Genomic DNA, 18720 nt, shown 5'->3' with positions numbered 1-18720 from the left:
CCACACCGGATTACGGCAAAGTGAGGATTTCCACGCCGTCGTCGGTGACCAGCACCGTGTGTTCGAACTGGGCGGTCCACTTCTTGTCCTTCGTGGTGACCGTCCAGTCGTCGTCCCACACGTCGTAGTCGATCGTGCCGAGCGTGATCATCGGCTCGATGGTGAACGTCATGTTCGGTTCGATGATCGTCGTCACGGACGGCTCCTCGTAGTGGAGCACCGTGGGACTGGTGTGGAACGCCGGGCCGACGCCGTGACCGGTGAAGTCGCGCACGACGCCGTAGCCGAACCGCTTGGCGTAAGACTCGATGACCCGGCCGATGACGTTGAGCTGCCTGCCGGGACGCACGGCCTTGATCGCCCGCATGGTGGCCTCACGGGTGCGCTCGACCAGCAGACGGACCTCCTCCGAGACATCCCCGGCGAGGAAGGTGGCGTTGGTGTCACCGTGTACGCCGTCGATGTAGGCGGTGACGTCGATGTTGCAGATGTCGCCGTCCTGGATCACCGTCGAGTCGGGGATCCCGTGGCAGATCACCTCGTTCAGCGAGGTGCAGCACGACTTCGGGAAGCCTCGGTAGCCCAGCGTCGACGGGTAGGCGCCGTGGTCGAGCAGGAACTCGTGCACCACGCGGTCGATGTCGTCGGTGGTGTTACCGGGCTTGACGGCCTTACCGCCCTCCTCCAGCGCCTGCGCCGCGATGCGACTCGCCTTGCGCATCGCCTCGATCACCTCCGGGGAGCGCACGCCGTTGCCGGTGTCGCGCTTCGGCGCGGGCTTGCCGACGTACTCGGGGCGAGCGATGGAGGCAGGAACGGGGCGTGGCGGCGATTGGACGCCGGGTGTCAACGGTGCACGATCGGGCATGTCCCCCAGCCTACGACCCGTGGCAGGCACCGATTCCCGGCCCGCTCCACCCGCTTGCCGCAGCGTGGCGTGGCGCTGCTCACCCGCGGGCGGGGCGGGGCCTCGGTGCCGGCCCCGCTGGGCGGTCGATCAGTCGAGGCAGAACTCGTTGCCCTCGGGATCGGCCATCACGATGTGCCCGCCTGCCAGCGGTGGAGCGGGCTCATGGCGCCGCAACCGGGTGGCGCCGCGGGAGACGAGCCGCTCCGCCTCCGCCTCCAGCGCCGCCATCCGCGCGTCGCCCCGGAGACCGGGTGCGGCGCGCACATCGAGGTGCACGCGGTTCTTGACCTGCTTGCCCTCGGGCACCCGCTGGAAGAACAGCCTCGGTCCCGCACCCTCGGGGTCGACCACCGCCGAGGCGTCGTTGCGGCGTTCGGGCGGCACCCCCATCGCCTCCAAGGCCTGTTCCCACGACTCGAAGCCCTCGGGCGGGTCCTGTACCCGGTAGCCGAGCGCCTCGGCCCAGAAAGCCGCCAGCGCGCCCGGGTCTGCACAGTCGAACGTGACCTGAACGTCGTGGGCCATCTCAGCTCGCCTCCCGCCGGGTCCGCTGCTGGGTGTGCAGGTAGAGGTCCCGAAGCAGGCAGACCTCGGAAAGATGGTGGATCACCTCGCGGTGGATGTGCAGCACGAGTCGCGCCATCGGGCTCTCCGCGTAGGGACCTTCCGCCTGCCCGCACGGCCGGGCGAGACCCGCTTCGCCGAGTGACTCCACCCCGGCCAGCCACGTGGCGTACTCCGCGTCGAGCTGGGCCAGCGCCTCGGACGCGGTCGCCGCGTAGGTGAACGACCGGTAGTCGGTCGGCGTGCGGCCGAAGTGCGCGGCGTTGCGCACCGCCAGCACGCCCACGATCACATGCCCGAGTCGCCAGGCGATCGTCGTGAACGGCGCCGGATCGGGCTCCGGCATCGCGAAGTCGATGGTCATCGCCCCGGCGCCGGCCTGCACCGGGGCGACGCCGGTGCCACGGGGTCGCACGCTCCAGCAGCCGGGTACCGGCTCCCAGAAGTACTCGTCGTCGGTGAGTCCGTCGAGGCGCTTGCGGAGCTGGTTGGTCCAGTGCCAGGCGAGCTGGTCCCGCAACAGGGCGTTCTGCGTCTGGTCGGTCATGACTTCAGCCTTCCGCAGATAGCGGACAGCTTCGTTCCGTGATTCGTGCGACGATGGCCGCGTGACAGTGGAGGCGACGACCGAACGGGTGCTACGGCTTTTGGCACTGCTTCAGCGCAGACCGTCGTGGACCGCCGCCGAGCTGGCAGCGGAACTCGGAGTCACCGACCGTTCCGTGCGGCGCGACGTGGAGCGGCTGCGCACGCTCGGCTACCCCGTACACGCGACGGCGGGCGTCGGCGGCGGCTACCAGCTCGGCGCGGGCACCCGGCTGCCACCGCTGCTCCTCGACGACGAGGAGGCGATCGCGACGGCGGTGTCCCTGCGGTGGGCGTCGGGCGGCACGGTCGCCGGAGCGGGAGAGGCGGCGCTGCGTGCGCTCGCGAAGCTCGACCAGGTGATGCCGCCCCGGCTGCGCGCGGAGGTACGGGCCGTGCACAGCGCCACCGAACCTCTCATCGGCCCCGGCATCGAGATCGACGCCGAGGTGCTGGTGACACTCGCGCGAGCCTGCCGGGACACCGTGCGGGTGCGGTTCGCCTACGCCGGTCGCGACGGAGGGCAACGTGAACGCACGGTCGAGCCCGTGCGGATGGTCGCCACCGGCCGCCGCTGGTACCTGATGGCGTGGGACGTCGACCGCGACGACTGGCGCACCTTCCGGCTGGACCGGATGCGCGAGGTGGTGGCGACGACCTGGCAGTTCCGGCCGAGGAAGCACCCGGACCCTGCGTCCTACGTCCAGCGGTCCGTGGCCGAGGCGCCGTACCGCTACCACGCCCGCGTGCGGATGCACGCGCCGCCGAACCGGGTGCGGGAACTGGTACCGCCTCAGGTGGGTCGTGTCGAAGCCGACAGGGACGACTGGTGCGTGCTCGCCGTCGGCGGGGACGACCTGGACTGGCTCGCTATGCACGTCGCCCGGCTGGGTTTCGAGGCGGAGGTGCTGGAACCTCCGGAACTGCGGGAGGCCACCAGGGCGCTTGCCCGCAGGCTCGCGGCGATGGCCGGGAGCGACTGACAGCGGCCCCGTCCCGCGAGAACGGCTAGAACAGCACGGTCGCGTACCGGCCGACCTGCCGGAACCCCACCCTGCGGTAGGCGGCCAGCGCGGGAGCGTTGAACGAGTTCACGTACAGGCTCGCGACACGTCCGAGGCCGTGTACCAGCCGGTCGGCCACGGCTGCCGTGCCCGCCGCTCCGAGCCCGCGTCCCCGATGCCGGGGGTTCACCCAGACGCCCTGGATCTGGCCCACGCTGCCGGACATCGCGCCGATTTCGGCCTTGAAGACGACCTCACCACGTTCGAACCGCGCGAACGCCCGCCCGGCCGCGATGAGTTCGGTGACGCGCGCCCGGTAACCCGCTCCCCCGTCGCCGAGGCGCGGGTCGACACCGACCTCCTCCCGGAACATGGCCACGGCCGCGGGGAAGTACACGTCGATCTCCTCCGGCCGCACGCGGCGCACCGCCGGGTCCGGTGTCACCGACGGGGTGTCGTCGAGCGCCATGAGCGGCTGGTCGGGACGAACCTCACGCGCGGGCCCCCACTCGTCCACCAGCTCGTCCCACAGTCCCAGGACCTGGTCCGCGGGGCCGACCAGCGACGAGCAGGCGCGCGGCCTGCGCAACGCCCGGTCGGCGAACGAACGCAGCGCGGCGGAGTTGCCCCGCAGCGGGATCAGGTTGGGGCCCGCGAAACACAGCCCCTGGAGCCCGCCGACGCGGCGGCGGGCTTCGGTGCCCCAGAGCTCGCCCCCCAGCCGCCACGGATCGAGACCGGCGATCTCGACTCTCGCGGCCACCATGCAGCTCCCCACCGGATCCGTCGCGAGCAGCGAACGGACCGCCGGGTAATCCTTCTCGTCGAGCAGCCTCGCACCGGCCAGCCGCAACACAACGACAAGATTGCCAGATCACAGCCGCTCGTGGGGACCGTCGAAGGATGTCCACACGCGAACCCGTCAGAACTCGGCGGTATCCAACACCAGGCCGAAGGGAGAACCCAGCGTGATCTTCTCCCCGAAGGGGATCCGGCACGCCCGCCGGTAGGCGCCGTCACCGGGTTCGGAGAACAGCGTCACGGCCGCACCGTCCGGATCGTGCGGGTCGATCAGCAGGTACCGCTCGATGCCGCCGTGCGCGTAGGCCCACTTCTTGCGGGACCGGTCGTGGTTGGCGTTGCCCGCGGACGTGATCTCCACGGCCAGTAGAACGTGCTCCGAACGCACCGACTCAGCGCCCTCGGGCACGTGAGCCCGAGGGACGACACAGAGGTCCGGAACGTAGATGCCTCCGACCACGGGCACCGAGATGCCCAATGTCTGGAACACTTCGCTCCCAGCAGGCGTGCCGGGCAACAGCTGACGATGCACCCAGCCGGCAATCAGGTTGTGCTGTCCCCCAGGGGGCGGCGACATGCGGATCCCCTCGATCGTCACCTCGGGCCGCCACCCCTCCGGAACGTCCAGCTCTCGCCAGGTGTGCACCAGGTCGTCCCAGTCCAGCGGCGTGTCGACGATCGCAGCGCTCATCGGCGGCCTCCCAGTCATCGGATACACCTCCAATGTAGCACGCTAGCCACGCCTGGTGTTGAACGATCAGCTCACCGTGACGACCGGCTCTCCACTGCCCGCGACGTCCCCGTTCTCCTCGGCGATCCGCATGGCCTCGGTGATGAGGGTCTCCACGATCTGGTGCTCGGGCACGGTCTTGATGACCTCGCCCTTGACGAAGATCTGGCCCTTGCCGTTGCCGGACGCCACGCCGAGGTCGGCCTCCCTGGCCTCACCCGGACCGTTGACGACACAGCCCATCACGGCCACCCGCAGCGGCACCTCCAGGCCGTCCAGACCCGCGGTGACCTCGTCGGCCAGCTTGTACACGTCCACCTGCGCACGCCCGCACGACGGGCAGGACACGATCTCCAGCTTGCGAGGCCGCAGGTTCAGCGACTGAAGGATCTGCGTGCCGACCTTCACCTCCTCCACGGGAGGCGCGGACAGCGACACCCGGATCGTGTCACCGATGCCCTGCCGCAGGAGCGCCCCGAAGGCCACGGCCGACTTGATGGTGCCCTGGAAGGCCGGGCCCGCCTCGGTGACACCGAGGTGCAGCGGGTAGTCGCACTGCTCGGCGAGGATCTCGTAGGCGCGCACCATCACGACCGGGTCGTTGTGCTTCACCGAGATCTTCAGGTCGTGGAAGTCGTGTTCGGCGAACAGCGACGCCTCCCACAGCGCCGACTCGGCCAGCGCCTCCGGGGTGGCCTTGCCGTGCTTCTTCAGCAGGCGCGGGTCGAGGGAGCCCGCGTTGACGCCGATGCGGATGGGCGTCCCGTGGTCCTTCGCTGCCTGCGCGATCTCGGCGACCTTGTCGTCGAACTTCTTGATGTTGCCCGGGTTCACGCGCACCGCCGCGCACCCCGCCTCGATGGCGGCGAACACGTACTTCGGCTGGAAGTGGATGTCGGCGATCACCGGGATCTTCGACTTCGCCGCGATCGCGGGTAGCGCCTCCGCGTCGTCGGCACTCGGGCACGCCACGCGGACGATGTCGCACCCCGCGGCCGTCAGCTCGGCGATCTGCTGGAGCGTCGCGTTGACGTCCGCCGTGACGGTGGTCGTCATCGACTGCACCGAGATCGGGTGGTCGCTTCCGACCCCGACGGACCCCACCTGGAGTTGTCGGGTCTTGCGACGTTCGGAGAGAACGGGAGGAGGCGTGGCGGGCAAACCCAGGTCGACGGTCATCGATTCCTCTGCACTTTCGCTGACTGCGTGCTGCGCCGAAGGCACTGCCGGGACGAGCCGGCTGCCGACGTCCACGATACGTGAACGCCCGACCCCGGCTGTCCGGGCGTTACTACTGTTGGATGAGCCGGATGGGGTTCACGATGTCGGCCGTCACGGTGAGCAACACGATGGCGCCACCGATCACCATCACCACCCCCGTGACCGCGCTGAGCTTGGTGTAGTCGACGGGACCGCCAGCCGCCTTGCCCCGAAGCTTGCGAATCCAGTCGCGCACTCGTTCGTACCAGGTCACGGCGATGTGCCCACCGTCGAGCGGCAACAGTGGCAACAGGTTGAAGATGCCGACGAAGAAGTTCAGGCTCGCGAGCAGGAGGAAGAACACCTCCCACAGTCCCTGTTCCACGGCCTCGCCACCGATACGGCTCGCGCCCACCACACTGACGGGGGTCTCCGGGTCACGCTCCCCGCCGAAGATGGCCTCGACGACGGCCGGGATCTTCTCCGGGAACTCCAGCAGCCGTTCCCAGGTCTGCACCAACAGCTCGCCCGTGAACGCGGCCGAGCCACCGAACGCCTCCCCCGGCCCGTACGGCAGCATGAGCGCCTGGGACGCGCCGATGGCCCCCAGTTGCTCCGTGCCGCCCTCGGCAGTGGGGCGCGTCACCCTCGCCACGTCGACGGTGAGGGTCAGAGCCTCGCCGTCACGCAGCACACGCACGTCGGTGGGTCCCTCGGCCCTCTGCACGGCGCCCAGCAGGTCCTGCCAGGTCTCCGTGGGAGTGCCACCGACCGCGACCACCTCGTCACCGGGCTTCAGCCCCGCCGCCTTGGCCGGGGCCGGATCGGAAGCCCGGCACGTCGGGTCGTTCCACTCCTGCGGCGTGGTGGCGCTGCGCACGCAGTCGGACACCTCGTCGATGACCGGCTTGTCGGAGATGTTCGGCAGCCCCATCGAGACGGCCATGAGGTAGAGCACGATGAAGCCCAGCACGAAGTGCGTGAACGACCCGGCGGCGAGCACCACCGTGCGTTTCCACGTCTTGAAGCGCCACATCGCCCGGGGAGCCTCGTCGGGCGTGACCTCGTCCAGCGCCGTCATCCCGGCGATGTCGCAGAACCCGCCGAGCGGGATCCACTTCAGGCCGTACTCCGTCTCGCCCCGCTTGAACGAGAACACCGTCGGGCCGAAGCCCACGAAGTAGCGGCGCACCTTCATGCCGAAGGACTTGGCGGCCACCATGTGACCGGCCTCGTGCAGCGCGACGGACACGCAGATGCCGAGCGCGAAGAGTGCGACCCCCAGGATGTAGACGAGCACGCGCTACTTCCCTCCCGACATGATCGTGGCCGCACGGTCGCGCGCCCATTGTTCCGCAGCGAGGACGTCGGCCAGGTCACGGGGCGGGCGGCGCCACTCGTCAGCGGCCTCGACGACCTGGGCAACAGTGTCCACGATGGACGTGAAGCTGGTGTTGTGTGCGACGAACTCGGCGACGAGCCGCTCGTTCGCCGCGTTGAACACGGCGGGCAGGCACCCGCCCGCGGAGCCGACGTGGCGGGCCAGCTCCACCGCGGGGAACGCGACGTCGTCCACGGGCTCGAACGTCCAGGTGGCCGCCTGGTCCCAACGGCAGGGCCGCACGGCACCCGGCACCCGGTCGGGCCAGCCCAGCGCGAGCGCGATGGGCAACCTCATGTCGGGCGGGCTGGCCTGCGCCAACGTCGAGCCGTCGGTGAACGTCACCATCGAGTGCACGATCGACTGCGGGTGCACCACCACGTCGATCCGCTCGCACGGGATGTCGAACAGCAGGTGCGCCTCGATCAACTCGAGTCCCTTGTTCACCAGGGTCGCCGAGTTGATCGTGACGAGCTGTCCCATGGCCCACGTCGGGTGGGCCAGCGCGTCCTCCACCGTGACGTTCGCCATCTGCTCCCGCGTACGACCCCGGAACGGGCCGCCCGACGCCGTGAGCACCAGCCGGTCGACCTCCTCGGCACGCCCGCCCCGCAGCGCCTGCGCGAGCGCCGAGTGCTCCGAGTCGACCGGCACGATCTGGCCCGGCCGCGCCGCGGCCCGCACCAGAGGCCCACCCGCGATGAGTGACTCCTTGTTCGCCAACGCGAGTGTCGCGCCGCTCTTCAGCGCACCCAGAGTCGGTCCGAGTCCCTGCGAACCCGGCATACCGTTGAGCACCACGTCGGCGGGCACCGCGTCGATGAGTTCCTCCACCGCGTCCGGTCCGGCGAAGACCCGGGGCAGGCGGAACTCACCACGCGCGTAGTCACGTTTCTGCGCCTCGGCGTAGAGCGCGAGCTGGAGGTCCTCAACCGCCGTCGACCGGGTGATCGCCACGGCCTCGACCTCGTGCTCGATCACCTGCGCGGCCAGGGCTCGCGGGTCCGAGCCGCCCGCGGCGAGACCGACCACCCGGAACAGTTCGGGATTGCGCCCTGTGACGTCGAGGGCCTGCGTGCCGATGGAGCCAGTGGAGCCCAGCACCAGCACGGTCCGGGGGGAACTCGTGGTGACGGTCATGGTGACCATTGTCGCGGACGTCCCCTGCGGTCCCGGCAGGAGGCATGTGCGATTATCGAGCCACACGAAGTCGCGCCGAGCGGGCTCGAGTGGAGGAGTGATCGTGGCAGGCAAGGCTGTCGAGAAGCGCACCGGTACCGAGGTCGACCCCAGGGACGAGCCGTCGGCCGAGTGGGGCTGGCACGGCGCCTTCCCCAAGGCAGCACGCGCAGGCGCGGTGGCCGCGGCGGCGATCATGTTCCTGATGCTGATCGGCAACCACCAGAACCGCACCGAAGACGTCGTGCTGATCATCACCGGTGTCGGCATCCTGCTGGGCGTGCTGTTCGACGTGCGCCGTAGCCGCACCGCCTGGCGTCGCTGACGACAACGCGGGAACGGTCTCCGGGCGAGCCCTGTGTCGGCACCGCCCGGAGCCCACGGAAACGGTGAACCGGTTCCGGACGGTCGGTCGCGCGGCGCTCATCCCTCGGCAGCCAGTTGTCCACAGGCGGCAGCGATCTCCTGGCCCCGCGTGTCACGCACCGTGCAGGCGACACCACCCGCGTTGACCCGGCGCACGAACTCCCGTTCCACAGGCTTCGGGCTCGCGTCCCACTTGCTGCCCGGTGTCGGGTTCAGCGGGATGACGTTCACGTGCACCAGCTGGCCGAGGTGCTCGCGCAGCCGTTCCGCCAGCAGGTCCGCCCGCCAAGGCTGGTCGTTGATGTCGCGGATGAGCGCGTACTCGATGGACACCCGCCTGCCGGTGCGATCAGCGTAGTAGCGGGCCGCCCGCAGCACCTCGTCGACCGACCACCGGTTGTTCACCGGCACGAGTTCGTCACGCAGCTCGTCGTCCGGAGTGTGCAGCGACACGGCGAGACGGACCTGCAGCCCCTCGTCGGCGAGTTTCCGGATGGCCGGGGCCAGGCCCACGGTGGACACCGTCACCGACCGCTGCGAGATGCCCAGCCCGGCGGGCGAGGGGTCGGTGATGCGGCGCACCGCCGCGAGCACGCGCTTGTAGTTCGCCAGAGGCTCGCCCATGCCCATGAACACGATGTTCGACAGCCGACCGGGAGCCGGTGCGCCGTCGGGCCCCGGCATCAGACCGTCGCGCATCACGGCGGCCGCGGCCCGCACCTGGTCGACGATCTCGGCGGTCGACAGATTGCGGGTCAGCCCGCCCTGCCCGGTCGCGCAGAACGGGCAGGCCATACCGCAACCCGCCTGGCTGGAGATACACAGCGTGGCGCGGTCCGGGTACCGCATCAGGACGCTCTCCACCAGCGTGCCGTCGTGCGCCCGCCACAACGTCTTCCTCGTGCTGCCGCCGTCGCAGTCCACGACACGGACCTGCGTCAGCAGCGACGGCATCAACTCGTCGACGAGACGCTGCCGTGACGCCGCGGGAATGTCGGTCATCGCCTCCGGGTCGGCGGTGAGCCGGGAGAAGTAGTGGTGCGAGAGCTGCTTCGCGCGGAACGGTTTCTCGCCGAGCTCGGCGACGGCCTCGGCCCGTTCGGCCACTGTGAGGTCGGCGAGATGGCGCCGGGGCAGACCACGGCGGGGTGCGTCGAAGACCAGGGGTAATGCAGTCATGGCTCTGTCAGTGTCCCATGCCCGGCCAGCGGCTTCGACGCCCGTACGAGACCGGCCGGTTTGCGCCGCACGAGCACGCGATAACCCACCGGCAGATGGAACGGCCCGGTGCGGTTCCGGTTGAGTCGCAGCGTCTCCACCACGGCCCGCGAAGCCACCCTCGGGCTGAACTCAATCCGCAGGATGGCCTCCATGGTCTCCCGGTCCGGAAACGACCACCGAGTCGTGATGCGCCGGCACGCGAAGCCCTCCTCGGCGAAGAACGCGTCCACCTCGGCGGGCCGGTATCGGGGCAGGTCCGCGAGCATCCACTCGCCGTAGGGTTCGAGCAGGGCGTCGAGGTCCACGATCACGAGCGCACCGCCCGGTCGCAGCACCCGGTCCGCCTCACGCAACCCCGGTTCGCAACCGGGGCCGAAGAAGTACGCGGTCCGCGCGTGGACGACGTCGGCGGAGGCGTCCGGCAGGGGCAGCCGCTGCGCCGTCCCCCGCAGCACGTCGACCGACGGCCGACCGGCCATGCGTTCGCGGGCCCTGCGCACCAGCGGAGGGTGCGGTTCGATGCCGACGACCGAGTTCGCCGTGGCGGCGAACCTCGGCAGATGGAAGCCGGCACCACACCCGACGTCCACCACGTCGGCGCCGTTCCAGGGCACCTGGGTGGCAAGATGCTCCCAGATCGCGTCGTCGACGTCCTGCACCTGGTTCTCCCGCTCGTAGACGTCGGCGTGGTACCAGATGTTGGGACTCGGCACGACCTCCGTCCGGCGGCCGAAGATTCTCACGGAAGTCAGCCTAACCCGGCGCTGCGGCCCCTAAGATGATCTCTTCAGCGTCCTCGGGGAGGTGTCCCATGTCCCTCGGCACAACCGTCACCACACCCGACTCACCCTCGGGAACACCGTGCTGGGTCGAACTCTCCGCGCCGGACACCTCGGCCGCCCGCGCCTTCTACGGCGCGCTGTTCGGGTGGGAGTTCCACGTCAAGGGCGACCCAGTCGGCGGCGACGGCCGCTACACCATCGCCGTTCGCGACGGCGTGCAGGCCGCAGGTATCTACCAGGCGTCCCCGGGTCAACCCACCGGCTGGTCGGTCCACCTCCGTGTGGCCGGCGCCGCCAACACCGCACAGTGGGTGGAGCACCTCGGCGGCGCGGTCCGGCTCGGGCCGGTCGACATCCCGGAGCGCGGGACGGTGCTGCACGCCGTCGATCCGAGCGGGGCGCCCGTGGTGTTCTGGCAGCCACCGCCCGGTTGGGCCTTCGGCGCGCAGCTCCCCGGCATGTTCAGCGGGGCCGACCTCAACACCCACGACGGGTTCGCGGCCGACGAGTTCTACTGCAAGCTGTTCGGATTCACCAACGAGCAGATCGGCGGCGACGGCATCGACTACGCGGAATGGCGCATCGGCCACGAACCCGTGCTCTACCGGTGCGTCATCGACGACGGGTCCTCCGCCGTGCCGCCCCACTGGCTCATCTACTTCGAGGCCGACCCGTTGCTGGGTACCGACGCGCTCGCCGAGACGGCGCGCGGGCTCGGCGGCGGAGTGCTGGCCGAGCCCTACGACACACCGTTCGGCCGCACCGCGCTGCTCACCGATCCGGACGGGGCACTGTTCGCGGTGATCGACCACTCCCGTCCAGTCGATCTCGGGGCCGGTCGGGCGGAGGTCGACGACCCGCACGACGACTGACCCCGCCGACCTACACCGGAACGAACGCGCTCAACAGCAACCACGACACGACAGCCGACGGCAGCAGCGAGTCCAGGCGGTCCATCAACCCGCCGTGCCCTGGCAGCGTGTTGCCCATGTCCTTGATGCCGAGATCGCGTTTGATGAGCGACTCCATCAGGTCACCGAGCGTCGCCGTCAGCACGATCGCCGCGCCGAAGACCACACCCTGCCAGGCCTGTCCGTCGAGCAGCAGAGCCACCGACAACGCTCCACCCGTGATCCCGGCGGTGAGGGAGCCCGCGAAACCCTCCCACGTCTTCTTCGGGCTGATGGTGGGTGCCATCGGATGCTTGCCGCTCAACACGCCCGCGACGTAGCCGCCCGTGTCGCACGCGACGACCACGATCATGAACGACAGCACCCTGCCGACGCCGTCCTCGGGCGGTACGAGCATCGCCGCGAACGACGCGAACAACGGTAGGTAGGCTGCCGCGAACACCGACGCGCTGACATCGCGGAGGTAACCCTCGGCGCCCGACGGCAGCCGCCACAGCAGGCATGCGATCACGGTCACGACGAACGCCGTCACCGCGCCCTGCTGGCCGAACGGCCACGCCAGCCAGATCATCGCCTGCCCGCCGACGAGGACGGGGACCAGCGAGATCCTCACCCCTGCCGCTCGGCGGAAGGCACCGGCCAACTCGATCGTGCCGACCGCGATCGCCGCCGCGATGATGCCGATGAACAGGTATCGGACGGTGAACAAAGACCCCAGGATCGCCGCGCCAAGCGCGACCCCGACTGCGATCGCGGCAGGGAGATCCCGTCCGGCTCTGGACGGTCTCCTGCCCGGTTCCTCTGACCCGTCGGGTTCGGCCGCGTCCTCGCGCTCCCCCTGGTGGTCGCTCACTGTTGTCATCAGACCTCGAGGAGCTCGGCTTCCTTGTGTTTGACGAGCTCGTCGACCTGGTGAACGTAACGGTCCGTCAGGTTCTGCAGCTCCTTCTCGGCCCTGGCGACCTCGTCCTCGCCAGCCTCGCCGTCCTTGGCGATCCGGTCGAGTTCCTCCTTGGCCTTCCGGCGAACGCCACGGATGGAGACACGGGCTTCCTCGCCCTTGCTCTTGGCGACCTTCACCATTTCCTTGCGGCGTTCCTCCGTCAGCTGCGGAATCACGACCCGGATGATGTTGCCGTCGTTCGTGGGGTTGACGCCGAGGTCGGAGTCCCTGATCGCCTTCTCGATCGCGGCGAGCTGCGAGGCGTCGTACGGCTTGACGACAGCCATCCGCGCCTCGGGGATGTTGACGCTCGCGAGCTGGTTGAGAGGCGTGGGAGCACCGTAGTACTCGACGACGATGCGCGAGAACATCGCAGGAGTCGCCCTGCCGGTACGCACCGAAGCCAGGTCCTCCTTGGCGAAGGAGACCGCTTTTTCCATCTTTTCTTCGGCGTCGAAGAGGGTCTCGTCGATCACGGCTACTCCAGATGTGTGGGTGTACTGACCAATGTGCCGATCCTCTCACCACTCACCGCTCGAGCGATGTTGCCCTCGGTGAGAAGGTTGAACACGATGATCGGCATGTTGTTGTCCATGCACAGGCTGAAGGCCGTTGCGTCGGCGACCTTGAGTCCCTGCTCCAGGACCTCGCGATGGGTGATCTCGTCGAACAGCTTCGCGGCCGGGTCGACGCGCGGGTCGGCGGTGTAGACGCCGTCGACGGCCTTGGCCATCAGTACCACGTCGCAGCCGATCTCGAGAGCCCGCTGGGCCGCGGCGGTGTCGGTCGAGAAGTACGGCATGCCGGTTCCCGCACCGAAGATCACGACGCGGCCCTTCTCGAGATGCCGCTCGGCGCGGCGGGGAATGTAGGGTTCGGCGACCTGGCCCATGGTGATCGCCGTCTGCACCCTGGTGGGCACGCCTTCCTTCTCCAGGAAGTCCTGGAGCGCCAGGGAGTTCATGACCGTGCCCAGCATGGCCATGTAGTCGGCGCGGTCCCGGTCGAGCCCGCGCTGCGACAGCTCCGCGCCACGGAAGAAGTTGCCACCCCCGATGACGACAGCCACCTGCACGCCGTTGCGCACGACGTCGGCGATCTGTACCGCTATCGAATGCACCACGTTCGGATCGACGCCGACGGAACCACCGCCGAACATCTCGCCGCCCAGTTTCAGCAATACCCTTCGATAACCGTACCCTGACCTGGCGGTACCGTCCTCGTTCATCTCGCCTCCGCCCGCTGTAGTGCTGGGGTGTGCCGCTCTCACAACTGTGCCCCGCCTCCTGGACTGGCGGGAGACGGGGCACAACTGCCGGACCGGCAGGCTATGCCTGGCCGACCTCGAAACGCGCGAACCGGGTGACGGTCACGCCCGCCTCGTCGAGCAGGGCCTTCACCGTCTTCTTGTTGTCCGTGACCGACGGCTGCTCCAGCAGCACGGTGTCCTTGTAGAAGGCGTTGACCTTACCCTCGATGATCTTCGGCAGCGCCTGCTCGGGCTTGCCCTCCTCGCGGGCGGTCTGCTCGGCGATCCGACGCTCGTTCTCGACGACGTCCGCGGGAACCTCGTCGCGGGTGAGGTACTTCGGCTTCAGCGCCGCGACCTGGAGCGCCGCGGTACGGGCGGCGTCCGCGTTGTCACCGGTGTACTCGATCAGCACGCCGACCGCCGGGGGCAGGCCTGCGCCACGGCGGTGCAGGTAGGTGTTGACCTGGCCCTCGAAGCTGACCACACGACGCAGTTCCAGCTTCTCGCCGATCTTGGCCGACAGCTCCTGGATCGCCTCGGCGACGGTCTTGCCTTCCTCGAACTCGGCGCCCTTGAGCTGCTCCGTGTCGCTGGTGCGCAGCTTCTTCGCAGCCTCGACGATCTTGTCGGCCAGCGCGCCGAACTCCTCGTTCTTCGCGACGAAGTCGGTCTCCGAGTTGAGCTCGATCAGCACGCCGCCGTCACCGGCCACGAGCCCCTCGGCGGTGGCCCGCTCGGCACGCTTGCCGACGTCCTTGGCGCCCTTGATGCGCAGGTGCTCGACGGCCTTGTCGAAGTCGCCGTCGTTCTCCTCCAGGGCCTTCTTGCAGTCCATCATGCCCGAGCCCGTGAGCTCGCGGAGGCGCTTGACGTCTGCCGCGGTGTAGTTAGCCATCGTGCGTTGTCCGTTCCTTCTGCGGTACGCGGTGAAAGGGATCAGGAGGCGGGGGTCTGCTCGCTCGACTGCTCCGAGCCCGCGGCTTCGGAACCGGCCAGCAGCTCCTGCTCCCACTCGGGGAGCGGCTCGTCCGTCGCCACGGCGGGCTTGTCCTCGCCCTCGGCAGCGGCACCGTTGCGTCCGGAACGCGCCATCAGACCCGCGGCCGCGGCCTCCGCGACCACCTTGGTGAGCAGAGCCGCCGAGCGGATGGCGTCGTCGTTACCGGGGATCGGGTAGTCGACCTCGTCCGGGTCGCAGTTGGTGTCGAGGATCGCGACGACCGGGATGTTGAGCTTGCGCGCCTCGTTGACGGCGATGTGCTCCTTCTTGGTGTCGACGATCCACACAGCGCTGGGCACCTTGGACATGTCGCGGATACCACCGAGGGTCCGCTCCAGCTTGTCCTTCTCACGGGTGAGCGTCAGGATCTCGCGCTTCGTCAGCCCCTGGAAACCGCCGGTCTGCTCCTGCGACTCCAGCTCCTTGAGGCGCTGAAGGCGCTTGTGCACGGTCTGGAAGTTGGTCAGCATGCCGCCCAGCCAACGCTGGTTGACGAAGGGCATGCCCACGCGCAGCGCCTCGTTGGCGATGGCCTCCTGGGCCTGCTTCTTGGTACCGACGAACAGGATCGTGCCGCCGTGGGCGACCGTCTCCTTCACGAACTCGAAGGCACGGTCGATGTAGGACAGCGTCTGCTGCAGGTCGATGATGTAGATGCCGTTGCGCTCGGTGAGGATGTAGCGCTTCATCTTCGGGTTCCAGCGGCGGGTCTGGTGCCCGAAGTGCACGCCGGAATCGAGCAACTGCTTCATGGTGACGACGGCCATGGCCGGATTCGCACCTCTTCTGTGTCGAGCGCACCCTGGGGCGCGCGTGGCCGGTTGTCGCGAGAACCGGGTGGTCCCCGCCCTGGTGCAGTGCGAGCGCCCGGACTTCCGGAACACGTCCGGAAGACCGCCGAGCGCCCGTGCGCCGTTCACCGTCGGGCGAACCACCGGCGAACGGAGCGCGCACGTGCACGCGAAGTCAGCTGTGCGAGCACAAACTGCGCCAATCAGTGTACGCGGCCACCTGCTCGGAGCTCGACTCGGCGGCCACTTGTCCACAGGCCGGCGTTTCCACGGAAAGTCACCACCCGGTTGTCCACAGCTTCGATTTCCCGGCTTTCGCCCGGCCACCATCCCGCCGACGCTTTCCACATGGCCTCCCCACCTGCGACCCCACGCCGGCCTGCGCCGATGGCCGCGCTGACCGCGCTGGTCGGCGCGCTCCTGCTCACCGCAGGGGTCGCACCAGCCGTGACCGGACCGGTCGCCCCCGAGGCGTGGGCGGAACAGGCAGAAGCGAGCACCTCGGCGGATCCCCGCGCCGACCCGCCGAGGTTCTCGTGGCCGTTGGAGGGACGTCCCTCGGTGGTGCGAACGTTCGACCGGCCGCCCGGGCCGTACGGCCCGGGCCACCGCGGCGTCGATCTCGCGGCCACCACGGGCCAGGACGTGCTGGCCTCCTCCGAGGGAATCGTGGTGTTCGCGGGGCGAGTGGCCGGACGCGGAGTCGTCTCGATCGACCACGACGGCGGTGTACGCACCACGTACGAGCCGGTGGTGTGGAAGGTTTCGGCGGGTGAACGGGTGTACGGCGGCCAGGCCATCGGAACCGTTGCGGCCGGGCACCCCGGCTGCCCCGTGGAGGCGTGTCTGCACTGGGGCGTACGGCGTGGGAGCGACTACCTCGATCCGCTCCGGATCGTCGTTCCGAACGCCGCCCTACGACTCAAGCCCTGGGTGGTGACGCACGTGCCGCCCTGAACCCGCGTGCGGGGGTCGCAGGGTGCCCGTGTCACGACCCGACGTTCTCGACCAACTTGGCGCGCAGTCGTAGGACGGCCCGGGTGTGCAGTTGGCTCACCCGCGACTCGGTGACCCCGAGGACCTTGCCGATCTCGGCGAGCGTGAGGTTCTCGAAGTAGTAGAGGCTCACCACGATGCGGTCGCGCTCGTTGAGCTGGGCGATGGCCTCGGCGAGCTGCTTGCGGTTGTCCTGGTCGACGAGCACGGCGGCGGGGTCCACCGCGTCGTCGTCCGGCAACGTGTCGGCGGGTGAGCCCATGCTGTTGTCCTTGTTCGGCCCCATGAGGTCGTCGAGTGCGAGAACGCTCGTCAACCTGAGCTGGCCGTACAGGTCCCGCAGGTCCCGCAGGGAGATACCGAGTTCGGCCGCGACCTCCGAGTCGGTCGGTGTGCGACGCAGCCGTGCACCGAGCCGCTCGTGAGCACGCTCGATCTCACGCGCCCTGCTGCGCACAACTCTTGGAACCCAGTCCTGGGAACGGAGGTCGTCGAGGATCGCACCCCGAATGCGCTGCATGGCGTACGTCTCGAACCGCAGGCCCCGGCCGGGGTCGAACTTCTCGATGGCGTCGACCAGCCCGAAGATGCCCGACTGGATGAGGTCGGCCACGTCGATGTGGGTGGGAAGTCCCGTGCCGACCCGGCCTGCGACGTACTTGACCAGCGGGGCGTAGTGGAGAACGAGCCGGTCACGTACCCGCTGGCTCGGCGAGCGAGCGAACTGTCGCCACAGCGCCTCGATGGTCGACTCAGCCGGTTCGGCAGCATCCTCCGCAACCGGTTCGGCCATCGATCCCGCAGCCGGTTCGCTGGTGGGCTCGGCGACAGGCTCGGCGCCGGATTCGGCGACCGCCTCGATGGTGCGTCCGCCGTCGGACTCGGTGCCGGGCTCGGTGTCGGGGTCGGATTCAGCAGCGGCGGACCCAGCGGCCGGCTCCCCGGCAACGTGTTCGGCGGCGGGCTTCGCGACCGGCGCGGCGGATGCGGTCGATCGATCGTCGACTCGGGCGGGGGGACAGGTGCTCTCGGTCGTGGCCGCGGTCATGACCTTCCCGTCTCCCCGGCCGTCCTGTGGCGGAGCCGCTGCGCCCGCCTCGGCAGTGGCGGCCTCACCGGGCACGGGGGTGGGTCTGGTCATGGATCGCCTTCAGCCGATCGACTGTCACGTGAGTGTAGAGCTGCGTCGTGGCAAGCGTAGCGTGACCGAGTAGTTCCTGAACGCTGCGAAGATCGGCGCCGCCGTCGAGCATGTGGGTTGCCGCGGAGTGCCGCAGTCCGTGCGGACCGATGTCGACAGCGCCGGGCACAGCGGCCACGGCCTCGTGCACGACCCGTCGTACCGTTCGCGGATCCACCCGCCCGCCCCGCGCGCCGAGGAAGAGGGCCGGACCGGAGTCGTGGGTCGCCACAGCCGGGCGTCCCTGCCTCAGCCACGACCGGAGCGAACGCTCCGCAGGCAGGCCGAACGGCACCATTCGTTGTTTCCTCCCCTTTCCCAGGACGCGGACGATCCGACGTTCGAAGTCGGCGTCATCGATGTCTAGTCCGCACAGTTCTGAGATTCGCACACCTGTGGCGTACAGCAACTCGATCAGAGCGTGATCACGTAGCGCGAGGGGATGCCCCTCCTCGGCTCCCCTCGCGGTGACCTGCATGAGTTCGCCGGCCTCGTCCCGGCGGAGCACACCGGGAAGCCTGCGCTGCGGCCGTGGCGCGGCCAACCGCGCACCGGGATCGGAAGCCAACAACCCGCGCCGGTGCGCCCACGCGGTGAATGTCCTCGCTGACGCCGCGCGCCGGGCCAGTGTGGTACGGCTGCGTCCCTGCTCGTGTTGTTGGGCGAGCCAGGCCCTGAGCACGCCGATGTCGAGGGTTTCGAACCGGTCGCGACCGTCGGAGAACTCGGGCTGCTCGCCGCACTCGTCGTCCGTCGTCACGCCGTGGAGGAACGCCAGCAGCGACACGACGTCCCCGAGGTACGCCCTCACGGTGTGCTGGGACAGACCACGTTCATCGCGCAGGTGATCCTCGTAGTCGCCCACGACCTCGGCCGCGTGCTGCGGGAGGGCGGAACGCAACCGCTCCACCACGGCCCTGCCGG

General features: G+C 69.3%; 21 protein-coding genes. 4 read left to right on the top strand and 17 right to left on the bottom strand.

Annotation, left to right across the window (positions count from 1 at the left end):
• Positions 1–10: 10 nt before the first annotated feature.
• The 3 genes from map to SACCYDRAFT_RS05715 form a co-directional block, all read right to left on the bottom strand.
• Positions 11–868 (bottom strand): type I methionyl aminopeptidase, encoded by an 858-nt coding sequence (map, locus tag SACCYDRAFT_RS05725; protein WP_005454437.1) that lies wholly within the window; start codon positions 866–868, stop codon positions 11–13.
• 129 nt (positions 869–997) lie between these two features.
• Complete coding sequence (locus tag SACCYDRAFT_RS05720) at positions 998–1435, bottom strand: VOC family protein (protein ID WP_005454436.1); 438 nt, start codon at positions 1433–1435, stop codon at positions 998–1000.
• Between the two features lies 1 nt (position 1436).
• On the bottom strand, positions 1437–2021 hold the full coding sequence (locus SACCYDRAFT_RS05715; RefSeq protein ID WP_005454435.1) for a DinB family protein: 585 nt from the start codon (positions 2019–2021) through the stop codon (positions 1437–1439).
• Between the two features lie 61 nt (positions 2022–2082).
• Here SACCYDRAFT_RS05715 and SACCYDRAFT_RS05710 point away from each other — a divergent pair, with 61 nt between their 5' ends.
• Positions 2083–3042 carry a helix-turn-helix transcriptional regulator gene (locus SACCYDRAFT_RS05710; RefSeq protein WP_005454434.1) on the top strand — a complete coding sequence of 320 codons (960 nt, stop codon included), beginning with the start codon at positions 2083–2085 and terminating at the stop codon, positions 3040–3042.
• A 25-nt stretch (positions 3043–3067) separates the two neighbouring features.
• Here the strand turns inward: SACCYDRAFT_RS05710 and SACCYDRAFT_RS05705 are convergent, their stop codons facing one another.
• From SACCYDRAFT_RS05705 to dxr, 5 genes are all read right to left on the bottom strand, one after another.
• Positions 3068–3919, bottom strand: coding sequence for a GNAT family N-acetyltransferase (locus tag SACCYDRAFT_RS05705; RefSeq protein WP_005454433.1), 852 nt, complete (start codon positions 3917–3919; stop codon positions 3068–3070).
• 66 nt (positions 3920–3985) lie between these two features.
• Positions 3986–4555, bottom strand: coding sequence for a Uma2 family endonuclease (locus SACCYDRAFT_RS05700; RefSeq protein WP_005454432.1), 570 nt, complete (start codon positions 4553–4555; stop codon positions 3986–3988).
• 66 nt (positions 4556–4621) lie between these two features.
• The gene (ispG, locus tag SACCYDRAFT_RS05695; RefSeq protein ID WP_005454431.1) at positions 4622–5773 is read right to left on the bottom strand and encodes a flavodoxin-dependent (E)-4-hydroxy-3-methylbut-2-enyl-diphosphate synthase; all 1152 of its coding nucleotides are present in this window, start codon (positions 5771–5773) and stop codon (positions 4622–4624) included.
• Between the two features lie 112 nt (positions 5774–5885).
• Complete coding sequence (locus SACCYDRAFT_RS05690; RefSeq protein ID WP_005454430.1) at positions 5886–7094, bottom strand: M50 family metallopeptidase; 1209 nt, start codon at positions 7092–7094, stop codon at positions 5886–5888.
• Positions 7095–7097: 3 nt separating this feature from the next.
• Entirely contained in the window at positions 7098–8324 is a 1227-nt protein-coding gene (gene dxr, locus SACCYDRAFT_RS05685; RefSeq protein ID WP_005454429.1) for a 1-deoxy-D-xylulose-5-phosphate reductoisomerase, read from the bottom strand.
• Between the two features lie 94 nt (positions 8325–8418).
• Between dxr and SACCYDRAFT_RS05680 the strand changes: the two genes are divergently transcribed.
• Positions 8419–8679 (top strand): DUF2631 domain-containing protein, encoded by a 261-nt coding sequence (locus tag SACCYDRAFT_RS05680; protein WP_005454428.1) that lies wholly within the window; start codon positions 8419–8421, stop codon positions 8677–8679.
• 98 nt (positions 8680–8777) lie between these two features.
• On the opposite strand, the gene rlmN is transcribed toward SACCYDRAFT_RS05680, so the two are convergent.
• The gene (gene rlmN / locus SACCYDRAFT_RS05675; protein ID WP_005454427.1) at positions 8778–9899 is read right to left on the bottom strand and encodes a 23S rRNA (adenine(2503)-C(2))-methyltransferase RlmN; all 1122 of its coding nucleotides are present in this window, start codon (positions 9897–9899) and stop codon (positions 8778–8780) included.
• The gene (locus SACCYDRAFT_RS05670; RefSeq protein ID WP_005454426.1) at positions 9896–10684 is read right to left on the bottom strand and encodes a class I SAM-dependent methyltransferase; all 789 of its coding nucleotides are present in this window, start codon (positions 10682–10684) and stop codon (positions 9896–9898) included. Before SACCYDRAFT_RS05670 ends, rlmN begins: the two co-directional genes overlap by 4 nt.
• A gap of 68 nt (positions 10685–10752) precedes the next feature.
• Between SACCYDRAFT_RS05670 and SACCYDRAFT_RS05665 the strand changes: the two genes are divergently transcribed.
• Positions 10753–11595, top strand: a complete 843-nt coding sequence (locus SACCYDRAFT_RS05665) for a VOC family protein (protein WP_005454425.1) — start codon at positions 10753–10755, stop codon at positions 11593–11595.
• 10 nt (positions 11596–11605) lie between these two features.
• Here SACCYDRAFT_RS05665 and SACCYDRAFT_RS05660 read toward each other — a convergent pair whose 3' ends face one another.
• From SACCYDRAFT_RS05660 to rpsB, 5 genes are all read right to left on the bottom strand, one after another.
• Entirely contained in the window at positions 11606–12496 is an 891-nt protein-coding gene (locus SACCYDRAFT_RS05660; RefSeq protein ID WP_005454424.1) for a phosphatidate cytidylyltransferase, read from the bottom strand.
• Complete coding sequence (gene frr / locus SACCYDRAFT_RS05655) at positions 12496–13053, bottom strand: ribosome recycling factor (protein WP_005454422.1); 558 nt, start codon at positions 13051–13053, stop codon at positions 12496–12498. The genes SACCYDRAFT_RS05660 and frr overlap by 1 nt, the downstream gene beginning before the upstream one ends.
• A gap of 2 nt (positions 13054–13055) precedes the next feature.
• Entirely contained in the window at positions 13056–13805 is a 750-nt protein-coding gene (pyrH, locus tag SACCYDRAFT_RS05650) for a UMP kinase (protein ID WP_005454421.1), read from the bottom strand.
• Between the two features lie 100 nt (positions 13806–13905).
• Complete coding sequence (gene tsf / locus SACCYDRAFT_RS05645; RefSeq protein ID WP_005454420.1) at positions 13906–14724, bottom strand: translation elongation factor Ts; 819 nt, start codon at positions 14722–14724, stop codon at positions 13906–13908.
• Between the two features lie 41 nt (positions 14725–14765).
• Positions 14766–15596, bottom strand: a complete 831-nt coding sequence (rpsB, locus tag SACCYDRAFT_RS05640; protein ID WP_005454419.1) for a 30S ribosomal protein S2 — start codon at positions 15594–15596, stop codon at positions 14766–14768.
• Between the two features lie 411 nt (positions 15597–16007).
• On the opposite strand from rpsB, the gene SACCYDRAFT_RS05635 reads away from it, so the two are divergent.
• Complete coding sequence (locus SACCYDRAFT_RS05635; RefSeq protein ID WP_005454418.1) at positions 16008–16577, top strand: murein hydrolase activator EnvC family protein; 570 nt, start codon at positions 16008–16010, stop codon at positions 16575–16577.
• Positions 16578–16608: 31 nt separating this feature from the next.
• Here the strand turns inward: SACCYDRAFT_RS05635 and SACCYDRAFT_RS05630 are convergent, their stop codons facing one another.
• Positions 16609–17757 carry a FliA/WhiG family RNA polymerase sigma factor gene (locus tag SACCYDRAFT_RS05630; protein WP_005454416.1) on the bottom strand — a complete coding sequence of 383 codons (1149 nt, stop codon included), beginning with the start codon at positions 17755–17757 and terminating at the stop codon, positions 16609–16611.
• Entirely contained in the window at positions 17729–18706 is a 978-nt protein-coding gene (locus tag SACCYDRAFT_RS05625) for a tyrosine recombinase XerC (RefSeq protein ID WP_005454415.1), read from the bottom strand. The genes SACCYDRAFT_RS05630 and SACCYDRAFT_RS05625 overlap by 29 nt, the downstream gene beginning before the upstream one ends.
• Positions 18707–18720 lie beyond the last annotated feature (14 nt).

This window comes from Saccharomonospora cyanea NA-134 (assembly GCF_000244975.1).
Taxonomy (GTDB): domain Bacteria; phylum Actinomycetota; class Actinomycetes; order Mycobacteriales; family Pseudonocardiaceae; genus Saccharomonospora; species Saccharomonospora cyanea.
Note: the sequence above shows the minus strand (reverse complement) of the source record. Positions and strands in the feature narration are given on the sequence as shown.

What these genes read in the sequence shown, in the direction of transcription:
- map (WP_005454437.1), bottom strand. Translation starts at nt 868, where the DNA reads ATGCCCGATCGTGCACCGTTGACACCCGGCGTCCAATCGCCGCCACGC.
- SACCYDRAFT_RS05720 (WP_005454436.1), bottom strand. Translation starts at nt 1,435, where the DNA reads ATGGCCCACGACGTTCAGGTCACGTTCGACTGTGCAGACCCGGGCGCG.
- SACCYDRAFT_RS05715 (WP_005454435.1), bottom strand. Translation starts at nt 2,021, where the DNA reads ATGACCGACCAGACGCAGAACGCCCTGTTGCGGGACCAGCTCGCCTGG.
- SACCYDRAFT_RS05700 (WP_005454432.1), bottom strand. Translation starts at nt 4,555, where the DNA reads ATGAGCGCTGCGATCGTCGACACGCCGCTGGACTGGGACGACCTGGTG.
- ispG (WP_005454431.1), bottom strand. Translation starts at nt 5,773, where the DNA reads ATGACCGTCGACCTGGGTTTGCCCGCCACGCCTCCTCCCGTTCTCTCC.
- dxr (WP_005454429.1), bottom strand. Translation starts at nt 8,324, where the DNA reads ATGGTCACCATGACCGTCACCACGAGTTCCCCCCGGACCGTGCTGGTG.
- rlmN (WP_005454427.1), bottom strand. Translation starts at nt 9,899, where the DNA reads ATGACTGCATTACCCCTGGTCTTCGACGCACCCCGCCGTGGTCTGCCC.
- SACCYDRAFT_RS05665 (WP_005454425.1), top strand. Translation starts at nt 10,753, where the DNA reads ATGTCCCTCGGCACAACCGTCACCACACCCGACTCACCCTCGGGAACA.
- SACCYDRAFT_RS05660 (WP_005454424.1), bottom strand. Translation starts at nt 12,496, where the DNA reads ATGACAACAGTGAGCGACCACCAGGGGGAGCGCGAGGACGCGGCCGAA.
- pyrH (WP_005454421.1), bottom strand. Translation starts at nt 13,805, where the DNA reads ATGAACGAGGACGGTACCGCCAGGTCAGGGTACGGTTATCGAAGGGTA.
- tsf (WP_005454420.1), bottom strand. Translation starts at nt 14,724, where the DNA reads ATGGCTAACTACACCGCGGCAGACGTCAAGCGCCTCCGCGAGCTCACG.
- rpsB (WP_005454419.1), bottom strand. Translation starts at nt 15,596, where the DNA reads ATGGCCGTCGTCACCATGAAGCAGTTGCTCGATTCCGGCGTGCACTTC.
- SACCYDRAFT_RS05635 (WP_005454418.1), top strand. Translation starts at nt 16,008, where the DNA reads ATGGCCGCGCTGACCGCGCTGGTCGGCGCGCTCCTGCTCACCGCAGGG.
- SACCYDRAFT_RS05630 (WP_005454416.1), bottom strand. Translation starts at nt 17,757, where the DNA reads ATGACCAGACCCACCCCCGTGCCCGGTGAGGCCGCCACTGCCGAGGCG.